Source organism: Niallia sp. FSL W8-1348 (assembly GCF_038006745.1).
Classification (GTDB): Bacteria; Bacillota; Bacilli; order Bacillales; family Cytobacillaceae; genus Niallia; species Niallia alba.
Window position 1 is genome coordinate 358,478 of sequence record NZ_JBBOVV010000003.1, and the last position, 17,984, is coordinate 376,461.

The following is a 17,984-nucleotide window of genomic DNA, read 5'->3' on the forward strand; positions in this document are numbered from 1 at the left end:
CCATTGGAAAAAGAATGAAATAAATTTATTATAACAAGCTTTGAGAAGCTAATTATATTTACTATTCTGACGAATAAAAAAAGGAAAATGCCAATATACAAACTAAATTCTCCCACATTAAGTATATATCATTCTTTAACTCTATGGGAAATCATATCCTTTTTAGCGTTTGTTAACTGGTACATATTCCAAACGTTCAGGACCAACATAATCTGCTCTAGGGCGAATAAGACGATTATTCTCGTACTGCTCGAGAATATGAGCCAGCCAGCCAGAAACCCTGCTTACCGCAAAAATCGGGGTAAATAAATCATGGTCAATACCTAGACTATGATAAACAGAGGCAGAGAAAAAGTCTACGTTTGGTACTAAATTTTTCTCTTCCTTTAACATTGTCTCAATCTTAATACTCATCTCATACAACTGAGGTTCACCAGTTAATTGTGTTAATTTTCTTGCCATTTCCTTTAGATGTTTGGCACGAGGATCGCCCTTTCGATAAACGCGATGACCAAATCCCATTATTTTTTCTTTGTTCGCTATCTTTTCTCTAATATATGGTTCCACATTGTCAATGCTTCCAATTTCCGTCAGCATTTTCATAACTGCTTCGTTTGCTCCACCATGTAATGGCCCTTTTAATGCTCCTATAGCTGATGTAATCCCTGAATATACATCAGACAATGTTGCAACACAAACTCTAGCAGTAAAGGTAGATGCATTTAGCTCATGATCTGCATGAAGAACGAGCGCTTTATTAAAAGCCTCAATCGCAATGTCTTCTGGTTCTTGCCCATTCAGCATATATAAGAAGTTAGCAGCAAATCCTAAATCTTTTCTTGGAGAAATTGGATCGAGACCTTTTCTTAATCTAGAAAAAGCTGTTACGATAGTTGGCATTTTTGCTTGAAGCCTTACAGCTTTTAAATAATTGGTTTCCGAATCCATTACATCTGCGCTTTCATCATATGCTCCTAATAAAGAGACAGTTGAACGAAGTACAGCCATTGGATGTACTTTATTTAATGGCATTAGCTTCATTTGCTCAATCAAAGAGACTGGTAATTCAGCATTATCTGCCAATTCTTGTTTTAGTTTTGCCAGCTCCGTATCATTTGGAAGTTTTTGATGCCATAATAAATAGATTACTTCTTCAAAACTAGATTGCTCTGCTAACACATCAATATCATAACCCACATAAGCAAGTGAATCATCTATAATGGAACTGATAGAAGATGTTGTTGCAATAACCCCCTCAAGCCCTTTTGTAACAGCCATACATATCTCTCCTTTACACCTTTTCTTTAGTACAAATCTTTCGAACTCCCATATTGTCCCTGCTGTAGTTACCAATATTGTGAAAATCTGTAAAAACAAAGCGATGGAATACACCTTAAATAAATGTTTACTATTTTGTTAGATTAACTGAATATGTACCAAAAAATCAATTAATAATGTAATCCGGATTTATTTATAAAAAAGATGGGGGAGTTTTTCATAAAAAATAAAGTGAGCATCAATCATTTGTAAATGCTTACATTTTCAAATAAAAAAATAAACCATTTGGTACTTATAGATGAGATAAAATGTAACTACCCTTTCATTATAAACAAAAATCTTCAAAATGTCTCATATTTTATACTTAAAAACTGTAGATATAGTAAAAAAAATTTTTTCTGATTCTCCTTTACACTATATTCTTTCTTTTTTTAATTATACCATAAATTCACAGCTCCTGTCTTCCTTATGCATAACAGAGAGTGGATCAGGTTATCCACTCTACTACTTTTATTGCAGCATAAGCAATTCCAGCTCCAATTAACGGACCTACAGCTACCCCGTTAAAGACAGATACTGACAAAATGGTTCCCAAAACAAGAGCAGTTGTAATTTCAGGGGAATCAGCCAATAAACTAACCCCACCCTTTGCGAGCAACGCAACCATAATTCCAGAAATTAAAGCAATCCACGCATACGGTGATTTAAAGGTAGCGGACAAATCTTTAAATCCAATATCGCCTGTTGCAATAGGTACAAGCACAGCAATTGTAATAATTGTTACCCCCCAATTAATTCCTTTTGATTGAATCAAGGCAAATAATTTACTATCTATCCCAATCAGTTTCATTATTAATAAGAAAATAACCGCAATTATTAAAGAATTGTTTTTAGCTACAAGAGCAATTGCCAAAAGCAAATATAAAAATAAATAAGATTGACTAAATAAAAACATAAATGACTCTCCTTTAAAAAACATTAACCAAAAAATCTCTTCCTACTTATTAAATTATTTATAAAAAGCAGGAATTCCGATTAAAAATGCATAAGTATAGAAAATATAGATGAAAAAGGAATTTACTTCTATTCTATTTTGCAATTGATAATGGTCTATTATTTATTATACTAAAAATGGGAGGATTAACATTGAATTATACATATCTTAACCGTACGATTCGGTTTATTGTAGTTATTGTAGCTACCATCCTATTATTTGTTAGCTTCTTTTATTTATCCAAAGTAACCTATCCCTTTATTATAGGATTTCTAATTGCTTTTTTAATGAATCCACTTGTTAATTTTTTGCAATTTAAATGTAAACTGCCTAGAGCCTTTGCTGTAATTTTAAGTATTTTGCTCATATTATCTGTATTTGCTGGGTTAGTTTCTTTACTAATTGCCGAGATTGTAGCAGGGGCGGCTTATCTGGGTGAGGTAGTACCGAAACATATTGATATCATTATTCGATATATTGAGGATTTGTTCGCAGCGCAAATTATCCCATTATATAATAAAATATCACAAACCTTCAATAATCTTGGAACAGGTCAACAAGATACGATTATGACAAATATAAATAAAGTTGGCGAACAGGTTGGAAATGTTATGGGAGATTTTTTGCAATCCTTTTTCCTTAACATTCCCATCATACTATCCTGGTTTCCTAATGCAGCGAGTGTTCTAATATTCTCTTTATTAGCCACGTTTTTTATTAGTAAAGACTGGGTTCGGTTATCATTGAAGTTCGGAAAATTTTTTCCATCTAAATGGTTAAATAGTGGAAAAACAGTTTTCTTTGAATTAAAGAAAGCTTTACTTGGATTTATTAAAGCACAGTTAACGCTTGTTTCGATTACAACAGTCATTATTTTAATTGGCCTTTTAATACTTCGAGTTGATTATGCGATTACGATTGCACTCTTAACTGGAATAGTTGATATTATTCCGTATTTGGGTACAGGTCTAATATTCGTTCCTTGGATAATTTATGAGATTATTACTGGACAAATCGTGCTGGCAATAGGGTTATCGGTGCTCTATATCGTCGTTTTAGTTCAACGGCAAATAATGGAACCAAAAATTCTCTCTTCTAATATTGGGCTAGATCCCTTAGCAACCTTAATTGCTCTATTTGTTGGATTTAAGCTTTTTGGATTTATCGGGCTAATTATTGGTCCTGTTTCCCTAGTCATTGTCACTACCTTACATAGAGCAAATGTTTTTCAGGACATTTGGAAATTTATTAAAGGAGAAAGTGAGATACCGAAATAAAGTGAGGGTTTCCCTTCATCTCCCACCTATCTTCCTTGAATTCTCCTAAACTTACGGTTGGGTCTTACTGTCCGTTAAATGTGGGATAAAGATGTATTTATTAATCTCTTTGAGAGCAAAGTTTGAATCAAAACCACCAGTGTGAACTGGTGGTTTGCTCTGCGGCTAAAAGCCTCTCTTACCGGCCTCGGCCTTAAAGGCCCACTGAAAAGGTTTCCCTTCTGCACCACATTCACTCACCAATTCTAAAGAATTTCTTTATTTACTTCCGATTTTTCTCACCCGTGAACGGATCGAATTCTTCGAACAACGTTAGCTGATCAGCCATATAATCTTCTTTCAGCTGATTTCTTATATATTCTTGTATTTGTTTCTTATTTCTCCCCACGGTATCAACGTAGAAACCACGACACCAAAATTTCCGATTCCCATAGCGATATTTCAAATTCGCATGTCGATCAAATATCATCAGGCTACTTTTTCCTTTTAAGTAACCCATGAACTGCGATACACTTAATTTTGGTGGGATACTAACCAACATATGGATATGATCCGGACAGGCATTTGCTTCATGTATGATGACACCTTTTCTTTCACATAGCTCTCTTATGATTTGTCCAATACTCTTTTTGTATTTGCCATAAATAATTTGCCTTCTGTATTTTGGGGCAAAGACTATGTGGTACTTACAATTCCATGTTGTATGTGCTAAACTGTTCATGTCCTTCATAAGGGAATACCTCCTTCTTGCGTGAGATAAACTGGTCGGGAAACCAACTTTATCCTACCATGAAAGGAGGTTTTTTTTGTTACCTCGCTATAAGCTCTCCGGAACCCCCGGCATAGCCAGGGGTTTTCGAAACCATCAAAAAAGGAGCGGTGAATTTCCAATTGGAAATTCACCGCTCTTTTTCATCTATATCTAATGTTAGTATGGACCTCTAATAGAATTTTTCACTTTATCTTCATAAAATGTTCTTAGTGTTTGTAATTCATCCATATTAAATGTTTTTTCCTCTAATGCTTTTAAGTTTTCAACAATTTGCTTTCGATTTTTGAATCCTGGAATTACACAAGAAATACCTTGCTGATCCAATATCCATCGTAATGCTGCAGTAGCCATTGACTTTCGACCATTCGCAATCCAAGTAAGCTCATCTGCTAATTCTACACCCTTTTTAAAACCAAGCCCTGCAAATGTTTCTCCTACATTAAAGGCTTTCCCATTTTCATTAAATTTGCGATGATCATCTTCATCAAAAGTATGATCTTTCGTAAATTTCCCACTAAGTAAACCACTAGCCAACGGAAGACGCACAAGAATCCCGACCCCTTGCTTCTCCGCTACAGGAATTAATTTCTCAAGTGGTTTTTGGCGAAAAATATTAAAAATAACTTGCAACGCCTTTACGTTTGGATTTTGCAAGCATATAAGCCCCTGCTCCACTGTTTCAACACTTACTCCATAATTCCGAATTTTTCCTTCTTGCTGTAATTTATCAAGTACCTCAAATACTTGACCATCTTTTAATATTTCTGTTGGCGGACAATGAATTTGGTATAAATCGATTGCTTCTCTATTTAATCGCTTTAAACTATTTTCACAATACTGACGAACACTTTCGTCTGAGTATGTTTGCTGTGCAAAAATATCTCCTCCACGACAAAACTTAGTTGCAATATGGATTTGATCCTCTTTCCCTTTCGTGGCCTTAGCAAGCAGCTCCTCACTATGTCCATCTCCATATACATCTGCTGTATCAAAAAAATTCACGCCTTTTTCGATTGCCAGTTCTAAGGATTTTAATGCTTCAGTGTCATCAACCTTTCCCCATGAACCACCAATTGCCCACGTACCGAAACTTACTTCACTGATTTTTAGGCCTGTATTTCCTAAATTTCTGTAATTCACTCTTTAAGCACCTCCACTAGCTAAGACTACTTACACGATTTTATTGAAATTAATGCTAATTTGAACGGTATCTGTAAAAAGAAAAAATCTAAAGGAGTCTCTACTCTGTGCGTATACAGATAAGTTGTTCTATCAAAATTATAACAAGGATTAATAAGTTTGTATATTAAATAAACCAACGTATAAAAAACGATTCCCTTTGTTTATCTTTTGGATAAATAGTTTTTCAACAATATTTATCCCTTTTGTTTAGGTTTGGTTAATAGACAAACTGTAGTATAATTAATCAATTAAGAATGATGCTTTAAGAGATAATTCAACTTCTGATAATAAATAAATTTTTCCAGTTCAAAAGGCAAGATACGGGATAAAAGGAGACTAAGAAAAAACATGCATATTACTTGGAATCAGCAATTGGTAAAAAAAGAAAATAAGTCACTATGTTTATATTTAATTAAAAACAATGCTCCAATCTCTCGGGCAGATATTGCGCAACAAACAGGATTAACAAAGGGCACTGTCTCCTCCTTAGTATCAGAGCTTATTGACGAACAGTTAATCTATAAATCTGGTCATGGCGAGTCGAGTGGAGGCAGACGACCTGTCATGCTGCTATTTAATGAACAAGCAGGCTATTCAATCGGTATTGACCTAGGTGTCAATTACATATTAGGAATTTTAACCGATTTACGTGGAAATATTATTTATCGGATAAATGAAAAGTATGTAAATTTAACGTATGAAGATACACTAGAAATGATAAAAAAAATTATTACTACTTTAATAGAGAATGCTCCTAAATCTCCTTATGGTGTAATTGGGATTGGAATTGGCGCACCAGGGATTATAAACATGGAAGGAGAGATTCTACTAGCACCAAACCTTGGCTGGAAAAACATATCGCTTAAGAAACAATTAGAGGCACAATTTCATCTTCCTGTTTTAGTCGAAAATGAAGCAAACGCAGGAGCCTATGGAGAAAAGGAATTCGGCCTAGGGCAACCTTTTCAAAATCTTATTTATGTAAGTGCAGGCATTGGAATTGGTGCTGGCATTATTATTAACGGAGAATTATATAAAGGAACGCTAGGTTATTCAGGTGAAATCGGTCATATGACCATACAAAAGGATGGACTAGAATGCCGCTGTGGCAATAAAGGCTGCTGGGAACTATATGCTTCTGAACAATACTTATTAACTAGAGCTACACAATTAAAGCTAGGAGATAAAAAACAAATTCATTTAAATGACTTAATTGAGCTTGCTAACCAAGGAAATAACCAAGCAATCCATTTATTCCATGAGGTGGGGGATCATTTAGGATCTGGAATTATAAATATCATTCATACATTTAATCCAGAACAAATCATCATTGGAAATCGCCTCTCCTTAGCAAAAAGATGGATAGAGCCACGTGTGAAAAAAATGATAAGTAATTATACTTTACCCTTTCATCAATCGAAGCTGACTATCCATTTCTCTGATATTGATTTTGCGTCCTCTGCCTTAGGGGCTGCAGCTTTTTCTACAGAGAATTTTTTAAGATGTATGTTGCAGCCGGATTAATTGCTGTTTAGACTATATTAATTATTAAGTCGTTTAAAACATACGTTCAACATACATTTATTTTGGCATCCAAATTCGATAATTACCGCTTAAAGCAAGTAAACTAAAAAAGTATAAGCAATTATCATAATACCGCCTTTCGCCTTTTCTAATTGGCGTATTCCAAAATAATTCAACCATTCTTTTAGCATTCGGTCCGTCGGCCGCTAAAGAAGCCATTGCATTCGTTGCAATTAATCCAATTGGATGAAGTGATTTTTCCGTAAAAGGAACTCCTTCAATCGTGTATCTCCGATAATCTTCAGGATCTTTTTCAGCAAAAAAATTCTGGATTTTATTAGCCGTTTCTCTTTCTGATTCACTTCCTCCAAACCATTCATAATCAAGACCTATATTTGCAGCAACTCGATAAGAGTCGCTATAAAAATGACCATAGCCCTTATCATTATTTGGAGTACCATCATAATAAGCATATTCGGGAGCAAGTCCTGTTTCTGAGTGACATGCTGTTTTCAAATATTCTCGGCTTGCCTCTGCTGCTTCTTTCCAAAACGCTTGGTCTTCTGGATTTGCCCAGCAAGCAAATAACTCGTAAAAATGTGGCAAATGATAAGAGGGATCTGTAAATTCACAGTTTGGAACAAATTTTATTAACTTGTTGTCCAGATTCCACATGGAGTGTCCTTTTCCCTCTTCCTCCTTATGCAAACAGGTTTGCAATAAATCTCTTGCTTGTTGACTATAGTTGAAAGGTTGTTCTCCATCTCCCCATCGATGGGCTGCAAAAAATAAGGCTAGTGCAAAAAATTCTTCACCATCTGGTGCAGGTCCATCTGACTGCTTTGAGCCATCTGGATTACAAGACCAGGCAAAGTAACCAGCATTTTCTCCAGTATTCATATACATATGTTTCTTTGTCCAATTCCATATGCGATCAAATTCCTCTTTCTTATCTAATTGGACAGCAATCATCATTCCATAGGACATACCTTCTGTTCTAACATCAAGATTCCCTGTATCTAATAAATATCCTCCATCCATAGAAGGAAAATAAATTCTCGTATCATCATCGCCATAAAAAATTTGTGCCCATGCATCCTCTATTTTTGATTGAATAGCTGTATCCGAGTATCCCATCTCTTTAAAAATATTTCGATAATTACCTGTATAAAATGCACCTTTCACCTAAACACTCCTCCTTTCTATTAAGAAGAATAAGAAGTTATAAGACTATCATCTAATCCTTCATAAGTTTGGGTTTCATATACTATTGCCCTTAATTCTATAAGTGTCACTTCATTTTTTGTTAGGGTAATAGAAAGCTTTAAATAGCCATCTGCTTCTTTCTTTTGTTTTGCTGTAGATAACTTTGGTATAGCTGCTTCTTTTAATGTTTCCACTGATTCCTTGTCTGGGAAACGAGGTCTACCTAATTCTTTCCATACTTTCCAAGGATTCGCATGATTCTCATCTACACTCTGCCTCTTCATAAAGTACTCCCCACTACTAACAGGTATTTTAATCACTAATTCCTTCTCAAAGCCTTCTCCTTTAGCCATTACCTCATTCCAAGCTACAAGTGTAATCGATCCATTTTCTTTTCGCGTAATAATCATTTGTGTATCACGATACAGAACTTCCTCACCAAGTCTATTGAAAAAGGAAAATAAATGAAAAGTTGGCTTTGGGATGGAATGAAGCGCCATTAAACCAAACCCGCCATGGAATAAAGCCTTTGGCACATCAGCCTCTTCAAAAACATCACTAAAAGTCCAATACGAAAAAGAATCGACAAAGTCTCCACCCTCACTTAATATCCGTGCAAGATAGGTTGCATTTAACGGTGTATCATGAACGGGATTGATCGGACTATAAGAAGTATTATATTCGGTAATATGGAAGGGCAAATCAGAAAAAGGTGATTCCTTAATTAGACCACGAACTACCTCAAACTGTTTAAGCATATCTGTATTATCTACTAGATCTTGATAATAATAATCAGGAGTAACTTTTTTAGGGCTTAGCGATGTGTAGGCATGTCGACTGACGAAATCTACAGGCACATTCTCCCTATGACAGAAATTCAAGAAATCAACAATCCACTCGTCAGCACCACCACAAATTGCCGGACCACCAACCTGAAGATCTTGGTTTACCGCTTTAATTGCTAGCGCTGTAACTTTATATAGCCTAAAGTATTCTTCTTTATCGGCATCCTTCCAAAAGTTTACTAAGTTAGGCTCATTCCAAACTTCAAATGGCCATTGTTTAACTTCTTCTATTCCATAGCGTTCAATAAAATGGTTTACTACTGCTGTAATTAAATTACTCCATTTTTGATAATCACTTGGTGGAGTTACATTTCCTTTCCAATAAAAAATCGTTTGGTCACCAGAAGAAAGTAATTCTGGCATAAAACCAAATTCAATAAAGGGTCGTAAGTTCAGCTCAAGAAAAGAGTCAAAGATGCGGTCAATGTAAGTAAAGTTATAAAATGGCTTTACTTCCTCTCCTATCTTCATTTCCCGATAAATACCGACGTCATCTGAAAGTAAACCATGTCCTCTAATATATTTAAATCCAATTTTCTCTTGAATAATTTTGAGATGATCAAGATATTCTTTCTGTAGTGCCAGACCAAGTCTCCCAGTTCCAATGCAATATTTCCAGTTTTCCTTCAGCTTCCCCTCTCCTTTTGATGCTATAATAATTGATTCCATTACCGACCTCTCCTATTCTCCATTTAAATGTATTTCTGTAATCATCTAGCAAAATATTGTTAGTTAAAGATTGTTTCGTAAAGTTTGTTGTTAGTAACCCACAGCCTATATAAGCTAAAGAACATTGGGCAGTGGATTCCCTAACTCGTTGACGAAATCGAGAATACTGCCCACATGAATTGACTAATAGCTATAATAGAAATATTTAATAAATAACACGGTTCAGTTCATCATTTATCCCTGACTTTCGGTAGAAATAAGTATTAATTATATCTCTCCATTCCTTAGAATGTTCCAATTGGATAGTTAACCTTTGTAGAATGTCGTTATATCTTTTTTCATCTACAAAACCATTTAAACTAATCCAACTTTCAAGTAGATTTTCTACGTCTTCTACCCCTTCAAAGTGAGTGTTATAAATATGCTGAATTACTGTGGTTCCCGACTTTAAAACATGTGTATATGGAACATGGTGAAAAAATAGGACTAATTCATCTGGACAAGTCTCCACTGATTCATACATGTCGAAATTTTCCGGGAAATATTGTTCCGTATATCCAGTTCCGTCTTTCTTTGTTCGATTTACCCCAATCCCTTTCCAATCTGCGAAATGATAAGTACCCCAAGGGGAATATTCATAACCGTCTACATTTGGACCATAATGGTGATTAGGATTCACCATCCAGCCAACTCCTAAAGGAGCGGTATATTTTTCATAAATACTCCATGAATCTGCAAGCATCTCTTTTACAGTGTTTAGTATTTTGGGATGTTTTCCAAATGTTTGTGTTACCCATTCATCTGTAATCGTTGCTTCTGGTAAGTCTGGATTCCAAATTAATCTCCCATACCCATATAGATTAGCTTGTGCAAGAATGTGACCAGTCCAACTCGACTCATTCCCAATATTTGTAACAGCTGAAATTCCACTATATTTATAATGAAATAGAGTTCCATCAACCACCTTTTTTACCGTAGAACCTTCCCCTTTTGCATATGTATCAAAATCCAGTACTTTTTTCCATTGGGGAATTAAATAACATAAATGTTTCTGTTGTCCCGTATATTCTTGTGTGATTTGAAATTCTAGTACTTGATTTGTCTCTGGCATAGCCCCAAATAGTGGTGAAACAGGCTCTCTTACTTGAAAATCCATTGGTCCATTTTTGATTTGCAGAATAACATTCTCTAAAAATTGACCATCTAGTGGTTTAAAATGATCGTACGCTGCTCTCGCTCGATCTGTCGTTCGATCTCTCCAATCTTGAAGACAATCATATACAAAGCAACGCCAAATGACGATTCCATCAAAAGGTAGCAAAGCCTCCCCTAACATATTCGCTCCATCTGCATGATTTCGATTATAAGTGAACGGTCCAGGTCGATGTTCAGAATCCGCTTTCACAACAAAGCCACCGAAGTCTTCTATATATTGATAAATTTCTGCAGTTTTCTTTGTCCACCATTCTCTCACCTGTGGATCTAGTGGATCAGCTGTAGAAAGACCGCCAATTTCAATCGTACTAGCATAATTAATAGATAAAAAAAGTCTAATACCATATTGTCTGAATATATTTGCCACTTTTGCCACGTCAGGAAGTAATTCCTTTGTAATCAGATTAGTTTCAGCTTTATGAACATTAACATTATTGATAGAGATCCCATTAATTCCAATCGAAGCCATCAACCTTGCATAATCTTTGATTCGTCCATAATCCAGTGTAAATTGATTATTCTCAAAAAAGATTGAGTGTCCAGCATAGCCCCGTTCAATAGAACCATCCATATTGTCCCAGTGATTAATCATTCTTAATTGAGTCTTAGGATTTTCTATAATATCTAGCTGTTGATAATCTCTATTTGTCTGTAATATTCGTAAAAAATGAAAAGCTGCATACAAGACACCTTTATCGGTCTTTCCTGTTAAATAAATTCGTTCCTTTGGTTTAGTGAAAGACTGTAACATATAACCATCATTATTCAATGATCTATTCAAAGTAGTCATATTCGAACTATCTACTGTTGCTAAAACAATTGCCGAATTGTTCCCTTCCATGTCTGCTATAACTTCAGGTTCTATTCCTGTTATCGATAATATTCCTCTTTTTAATTCTTCTACAGCTGACTTAATTATTTCCGTTTTTTCTAATACAACAATTTTTTTTAATGCTTCTATATTTGCTAAATCTTTCTTTCTCTCATATCTTAGCCAGCATTTATATTCATCCGTTTTTTGCAAGGTTTCTACTAATGTCATTGTCTCTTCACTCCTTTTCTCGTAAAATCTTTTATCTTTAAAAGAACTTAACTACTTTACTCTTTTTTCTTAAAGCTGTTTTCGTAACGTTTGTTGCTAATTCTTGAACAGCCACATGCATTAAGGCTGCTCCCCTTTTCGAAATAATTAATTTTTTCTATTGAAAAAAAAAACAATCCTTTCGAAAAATGCTAATTTTAAACTCCTGAATATGCCATAAATCCTCCGTCAACCGGAACGCTGATTCCCGTAACAAATCCGCTTGCCTCCTCATTAACTAGCCATAATAGAGTTCCTAATAGATCTTCTGGTTTTCCTAATCTTTTTACTGGCGTATGTGCCAATATTTTCTTCGTCCGGTCTGTATAGGAGCCATCTGAATTTTTAAGCAAAGCTTCGTTCTGTTTTGTTAAGAAAAATCCTGGAGCAATGGCATTTACTCTTATACCTGTTTCCGCCATATGTACAGCTAACCATTTTGTGAAATTCTCTATACCTGCTTTAGCTGCACTGTAGGCAGGTACTTTCGTCATCGGACTTGGCGCACTCATTGAGGATATATTTATGATGGTTCCACTTTTCCCAAGCATTTGCTTAGAAAATACCTGGGTAGGAATCAATGTTCCAATTATATTTAGATTAAATACAAAGGAGAAGCCCTCAATCGTTAAATCGAAAAAACTAGTAAGCCCTGCTTTGTCCAAATCCTCTATCCGTAGGATTTCTTCTGATGTAATTCCCTTTGGATGATTTCCTCCTGCCCCATTTATAAGAATGTCACAGCTTCCAAATGTATCAGAAACTATTTTTTCCGCTTCCTTAACACTGTTCACATCTACGACATCACACGCAATAGCAATGGCAGTTCCACCTTCCTTATTTATTTCCTCCGCTACCTTTTGTGCTTTTTCATATGTACGATTAAGAAGAGCTACTTTTACCCCTTGTCTGCCTAGCTCCTTTGCCATACAACTACAAAGCACTCCTCCACCACCAGTAATAACCGCTACTTTCCCAGATAGATTTTCAATTAATGGTAACATTGTTAATTTCCCCTTTCTTAACCGCTTTATTGTTTTGCTCCAAACTATCCCAAATTCCTAAAATATACATAATTCCTAAAGCTCGATCGTAAAGTCCATAACCAGGTCTTGCTTTTTCTCCCCAAATCATTCTGCCGTGATCTGGACGGAAATAGCCTTTAAAACCATGATCGTGGAGAACCTTTACTATTTTATATAAATCAAGAGAACCTTCTTCCGTGCTTCTATGAGAGGTTTCCTGAAAATTCCCGTTATCCGCTATTTTAATATTTCGTATATGAACAAAGGGTACCCGATTCATTTTTAAAAAATGACATAAGATATCCGGAATATCATGATTCGGATTTGCCCCTAAAGAACCTGAGCATATCGTTAAACCATTAGATGGACTATTCACAAGCTTTACAATTCGCTCTAAATTCTCCTTCGATCGAACAATTCGTGGTAGACCAAATACGGACCATGGTGGATCATCTGGATGGATTGCCATTTTAATATCACATTCTTCTGCTACTGGAATTACTTGCTCTAAGAAATACTGAAGATGATCAAATAAATCTTCTTCTGTTACATCTTGATATAATTCAAATAACTGCTTTATCGCATTTAGCCTTTCTGGTTCCCAGCCAGGAAGAGAATATCCATTCGATAAATTCTTCATTTGTTCGATTAACTCTAACGGTTCAATCGACTCTATTTTTGCTTTTTCGTATGCAAGAACAGTCGATCCATCAGGAAGCTCCTTTGCTAGATCGGAACGTGTCCAATCAAAAATCGGCATAAAATTATAGCAGATTACCTTGACACCAGCTTTTGCCAGATTTCGAATCGTTTCTTTATAATTTTCAATGTATTTTTCTCGAGATGGAAGACCAAGCTTTATATCTTCATGAATATTTACACTTTCAATCACTTCTAGGCTCATGCCGTTTCTATTAATCTCTTCCTTCAGCTCCATGATCCTACTTTCAGGCCACACTTCTCCTACAGGAATATCAAATAAAGCACCCACAATACCATCGATTCCAGGTATTTGTCTAATATGCTCTAAGGAAACGCTGTCATCCTCCCTGCCAAACCACCTAAATGTTGCCTTCACTAACAAAACCTCCTATCAATTCATCTCTTTACACTATATGCCTCCATTAATCTTAAAATAATTTTTTGTATGAAAATAAGTTTAGTTCCGACCAACCGGGGCCTTATAGTATTCATATATCATTTTAAAAAAATTATAATTTATGCTAAAAGGAATTATTAAATTCCTCTTATGATCCATGTACATGCGGAGCATCATACGTTTCATCCATACTATTTGATGTAGCTTTTTTTAGGAAATTACTTTCTATATGATTCAACATCGCTCTTGAATTAAATGACATGATCATTGCAATTAAACTGGCAATAAAAATTACTAGGAAATCAGTCGTCATTACCGTTGCAACCCCAACTAAAAATAAGATTAATATATTGCCTATTGTTTCTTTGAACTTAATGAACAAATAATACGCAGACAACTTTACTAAATCTCTTAATCGAAAAGTGTATTTGGCATTGATTATTAGTATATTTATACTAAGCATTGTCCAGATAAGAGTAAGTATAAGCACAACGATAAAAATGATTTGATTGACTGGAGTTACTGTCATACGGAGGTATTGTAAGTCGATGAGTAAGACAAAGAATACCGCTAGGATTATGGTCCAGATATAAAACGTACCTTTTAAATTCGATCGATAGCCATAGAAAAAGTCAGCAGTTGGCGACAATTCCTTCGTTCTCACTAATTTCTCCATCGAATAAAGCAGTCCTGATATAGCTGGTCCTGACGGTATTAAGGCAAGAGCATATAGTGCAATATTAGAAAATGATGGTGTTAATGTCATGAAGAAAAAAATGAATACTGCATTGGTCGCGACAAAATAGATATTTGTTAATAAAATCCAATACACATAATTACTAAATGTAAATAATATCCCTTGGCCAAACTCTTTTTTTTGTTCCATGCTTTTCACCTTCTTTCAAAATATAAATGGAGGATGAGACATTCTGCTTTTTAGAAAGGTTCTTTTCTTAAAGTTTGTTTCTATTAACCTGCAGCCTGAATACACATCACTTCCCGTGAGGAGAGCGGAGAGTCTTCAGGATTTCACTCATACTGCTCGCTAATTCCGTGGCGTCTACGTGTATCCAGGCTGCTCCGTATTACTTTTTAAAATTTTTCTATTTGCAGCACAATAATCTTTTGAAACCAGCTTTTTAGCAAGAGCCGATTGTTAGAAGATATCTCATCCATCATTATTACTTAGTTATTTTTCTTGTATTCTTGATACGTTTTGTTTGCTGTATCTACATATTGATCTAAGCCTTGACTTTGTAGCTCTTTTACAAAAGCATCAAATTCACTTAAATCACGAGTACCTAAAATAAACTTTAATGTGTTTTGGTTTGTATAATCTTTTAATGGTGTACTTTGTAATGTTGCTTTTTCTCTATCTTCAATAGAATAAGGAATTAATGGGTCTGTTGGAATTGGTGTTTTGACTGCTTTCATATCATTTTGGAACTTAATCTCTTCTTCACTCATCATGGAATGAAGCAAGTCTGTTGTTCCACCATAAGCAAAAACCCCGCCAGAGAAACCATAGTCAACACGTAAATCCTGTGTTCCATTCGGATTTAAACCATTGTAATTGATATCATCTGTTAATTTTCTTTCTCCATCTTCCTTCGTGAACGTTGTTCCTTCTACTCCCCATTTAGTAAATTCTTGCCCTTCATCACTGTAATATAACCAGTCAATAAACTGAAGAATTGCTTCGAAGTTTTCGCTTTCTTTAATTTTCGAAGTAATCATCACGCCGTTTTCTAACCTAGATCCTGACATTAATTGGCCAGCAGGACCACCAGGAACAGTAATTTTTGAAATAGCGTAGTTTCCTTTACCTAATGTTTTATCCATATCCACACGATGTAAGTTAATTGTCTGAGAGTTTCCATTTATAATGAATGATTTACCAGTTACAAATTTCTGTACAGCTTGATCATCGCTTTGTGTGAAACTTTCTTCGTCTAACAAGCCTTCTTCCACTAACTTGTGAAAGTAAGTAAGCATTTCTTTATAGCCATCTGTTGTTGCTGCATAAACGAATTCATCTGCATCTTGATCATAAGACAAGCCGTTTCCGAATCCCCATCCAGCTTTCGTTCCAAAACCTGTTGCTGCAATATTCAGTGTACTATTAAACGTAAAGCGGTCAGAGAAAGGAAATGAATCTGGATATACTTCTTTCAATTTCTTCATTGATGTATACAGCTCATCCCATGTTGTTGGAATAGCAATGTTATTTTCTTCAAAGATATCTGTTCTTACAATTAACGTATAATCTGGCCAAACCTCTTCATGTAAACCTGGAAGTACATAGAATTTCCCATCATTTTGACGTAAAGTATCTAATTCAGAATCCATATTCCATTTTTCTACTTTTTCTTTGAAATGAGGCATTTTATCAATGTAATCGCTTACCGGAAGTGCCGCACCAGATGCTACAAAAGCAGATTCTTCTCCTGGGTATGTTTTTGGAATAACAATTGGTGCATCCCCTGAACTAATTAACAAACTTCTTTTTTGTGTGTAATCACTCATTGGAACAATAGTTGGCTTTAATGTAACACCTGTGATTTCTTTAATCTTATCCCATAATAGCCAATCTTCTTTATATGGATATGTTGGCTGATCCATATATAAAATAGATAAATCAAATGGCTCAGTTGCTTTAAATGTGTCCCCTGCATTATAAGATTCCATTGCCCCTTTTGTCGATACTTCTGCCTCTTTACTTGTTGATTCTTCATTCGAACAAGCTACAGCAATAAGTACTAACATCATCAAACCTAGAAATAGCCCAACCTTTTTACAACTTTCTTTCATAGTATTTCCTCCCCTTATATATATAGGAAAAGCGTAAAGTCGTTTTTCACTAAAAGCAGGCGTATAGAAGGAATCCTTAGGAAAAACAACTACGCTGAACTCCTGTTACTATTAAGGTCCTATTTTATTACTTAATAGAACCTAACATTACGCCAGAAACAAAGTACTTTTGTACAAATGGATACACCGTTAATATTGGCAAAATCGTTAATACCATTGTTACCGACTTAATATTTGCAGAGATTTGTGTTAAGTTGTCGGCTGATGTTGCACCAGCTGACATGCCACTAGTTGTTCCCGCAATCATATTTCGTAGATAGATAGTAACTGGAAATAATTCTTTTTTATCTAAATAAATGAAAGCACTGAACCAAGAATTCCAATATGCCACTGCATAAAATAACACCATCGTGGCAATTACAGCTTTACTTAATGGCAATACAATTTTTAATAGAATGCCATACGTGTTTAAACCATCAATAGCTGCTGCCTCTTCAAGTTCCTCAGGCATATTTTCAAAAAAAGATTTCATAATCAGCATATTATAAATACTAATAGCACCTGGGATAACAATTGCCCACATAGTATTAGCGAATCCTAATGCGTTGATTAAAACATAGTTTGGAATTAAGCCTCCGTTAAAGAACATCGTAAATACAGCAAATACTGTTAAAAACCTGCGTCCTACTAATCTTCTTTTTGAAAGTGCATAGGCAAATATTGTCGTCAAAAACATGGAAATGATTGTACCTACCACTGTATACACAACTGTGTTTTTATAATTAATCCAAAACATCGTATCAGAAAGAACCTTCTGATAGGTTTCTACATTAAATCCCTTTGGAAACAAATTTACCTGTCCTGAATTGATATAAGACTCACTACTAAAAGACTGTGCAACTACATTTATAAATGGATATAACGTACAAAATATAATAATTAATAGAATACATACATTAAAGACTTTAAAGATTTTGTATTGCTTCGATTCTTTCATCTAATCTCC

Annotated in this window: 14 protein-coding genes; 2 read left to right on the forward strand and 12 right to left on the reverse strand. The window is 35.0% G+C overall.

Annotated elements, in window-relative coordinates; translation table 11 throughout:
• Nucleotides 1–162: 162 nt before the first annotated feature.
• Together citZ and NST60_RS24480 are read right to left on the reverse strand one after the other, a co-directional pair.
• Nucleotides 163–1,278: a citrate synthase gene (gene citZ / locus NST60_RS24475; RefSeq protein ID WP_016201819.1), complete on the reverse strand. Its 1,116-nt coding sequence runs from the start codon at nt 1,276–1,278 to the stop codon at nt 163–165.
• A gap of 487 nt (nt 1,279–1,765) precedes the next feature.
• Nucleotides 1,766–2,233: a DUF441 domain-containing protein gene (locus NST60_RS24480; RefSeq protein ID WP_016201820.1), complete on the reverse strand. Its 468-nt coding sequence runs from the start codon at nt 2,231–2,233 to the stop codon at nt 1,766–1,768.
• A 191-nt stretch (nt 2,234–2,424) separates the two neighbouring features.
• Here NST60_RS24480 and ytvI point away from each other — a divergent pair, with 191 nt between their 5' ends.
• Complete coding sequence (gene ytvI / locus NST60_RS24485) at nt 2,425–3,549, forward strand: sporulation integral membrane protein YtvI (RefSeq protein WP_016201821.1); 1,125 nt, start codon at nt 2,425–2,427, stop codon at nt 3,547–3,549.
• 262 nt (nt 3,550–3,811) lie between these two features.
• Here ytvI and tnpA read toward each other — a convergent pair whose 3' ends face one another.
• Nucleotides 3,812–4,279, reverse strand: a complete 468-nt coding sequence (gene tnpA, locus NST60_RS24490; protein WP_100525941.1) for an IS200/IS605 family transposase — start codon at nt 4,277–4,279, stop codon at nt 3,812–3,814.
• 198 nt (nt 4,280–4,477) lie between these two features.
• Nucleotides 4,478–5,461, reverse strand: a complete 984-nt coding sequence (locus NST60_RS24495; protein WP_341100642.1) for an aldo/keto reductase — start codon at nt 5,459–5,461, stop codon at nt 4,478–4,480.
• A gap of 390 nt (nt 5,462–5,851) precedes the next feature.
• On the opposite strand from NST60_RS24495, the gene NST60_RS24500 reads away from it, so the two are divergent.
• The gene (locus NST60_RS24500; RefSeq protein ID WP_169188955.1) at nt 5,852–7,027 is read left to right on the forward strand and encodes an ROK family transcriptional regulator; all 1,176 of its coding nucleotides are present in this window, start codon (nt 5,852–5,854) and stop codon (nt 7,025–7,027) included.
• 57 nt (nt 7,028–7,084) lie between these two features.
• Here the strand turns inward: NST60_RS24500 and NST60_RS24505 are convergent, their stop codons facing one another.
• From NST60_RS24505 to NST60_RS24540, 8 genes are all read right to left on the reverse strand, one after another.
• Nucleotides 7,085–8,164, reverse strand: a complete 1,080-nt coding sequence (locus NST60_RS24505) for a glycosyl hydrolase family 8 (RefSeq protein ID WP_205835829.1) — start codon at nt 8,162–8,164, stop codon at nt 7,085–7,087.
• 68 nt (nt 8,165–8,232) lie between these two features.
• A complete protein-coding gene (locus NST60_RS24510; RefSeq protein ID WP_101730651.1) occupies nt 8,233–9,747 on the reverse strand; it encodes a GH39 family glycosyl hydrolase in 1,515 nt (504 codons plus the stop codon).
• Between the two features lie 205 nt (nt 9,748–9,952).
• Nucleotides 9,953–12,004: an alpha-glucuronidase family glycosyl hydrolase gene (locus NST60_RS24515; protein WP_341100645.1), complete on the reverse strand. Its 2,052-nt coding sequence runs from the start codon at nt 12,002–12,004 to the stop codon at nt 9,953–9,955.
• 197 nt (nt 12,005–12,201) lie between these two features.
• Nucleotides 12,202–13,047: an SDR family oxidoreductase gene (locus NST60_RS24520; protein WP_016201826.1), complete on the reverse strand. Its 846-nt coding sequence runs from the start codon at nt 13,045–13,047 to the stop codon at nt 12,202–12,204.
• On the reverse strand, nt 13,031–14,146 hold the full coding sequence (gene uxuA / locus NST60_RS24525; RefSeq protein ID WP_341100648.1) for a mannonate dehydratase: 1,116 nt from the start codon (nt 14,144–14,146) through the stop codon (nt 13,031–13,033). Before uxuA ends, NST60_RS24520 begins: the two co-directional genes overlap by 17 nt.
• A 169-nt stretch (nt 14,147–14,315) precedes the next feature.
• Nucleotides 14,316–15,053: a DUF624 domain-containing protein gene (locus tag NST60_RS24530; protein WP_101730649.1), complete on the reverse strand. Its 738-nt coding sequence runs from the start codon at nt 15,051–15,053 to the stop codon at nt 14,316–14,318.
• A 299-nt stretch (nt 15,054–15,352) separates the two neighbouring features.
• Nucleotides 15,353–16,978: an ABC transporter substrate-binding protein gene (locus NST60_RS24535; protein WP_101730648.1), complete on the reverse strand. Its 1,626-nt coding sequence runs from the start codon at nt 16,976–16,978 to the stop codon at nt 15,353–15,355.
• A gap of 127 nt (nt 16,979–17,105) precedes the next feature.
• On the reverse strand, nt 17,106–17,975 hold the full coding sequence (locus NST60_RS24540; RefSeq protein WP_016201829.1) for a carbohydrate ABC transporter permease: 870 nt from the start codon (nt 17,973–17,975) through the stop codon (nt 17,106–17,108).
• Nucleotides 17,976–17,984: the final 9 nt, after the last annotated feature.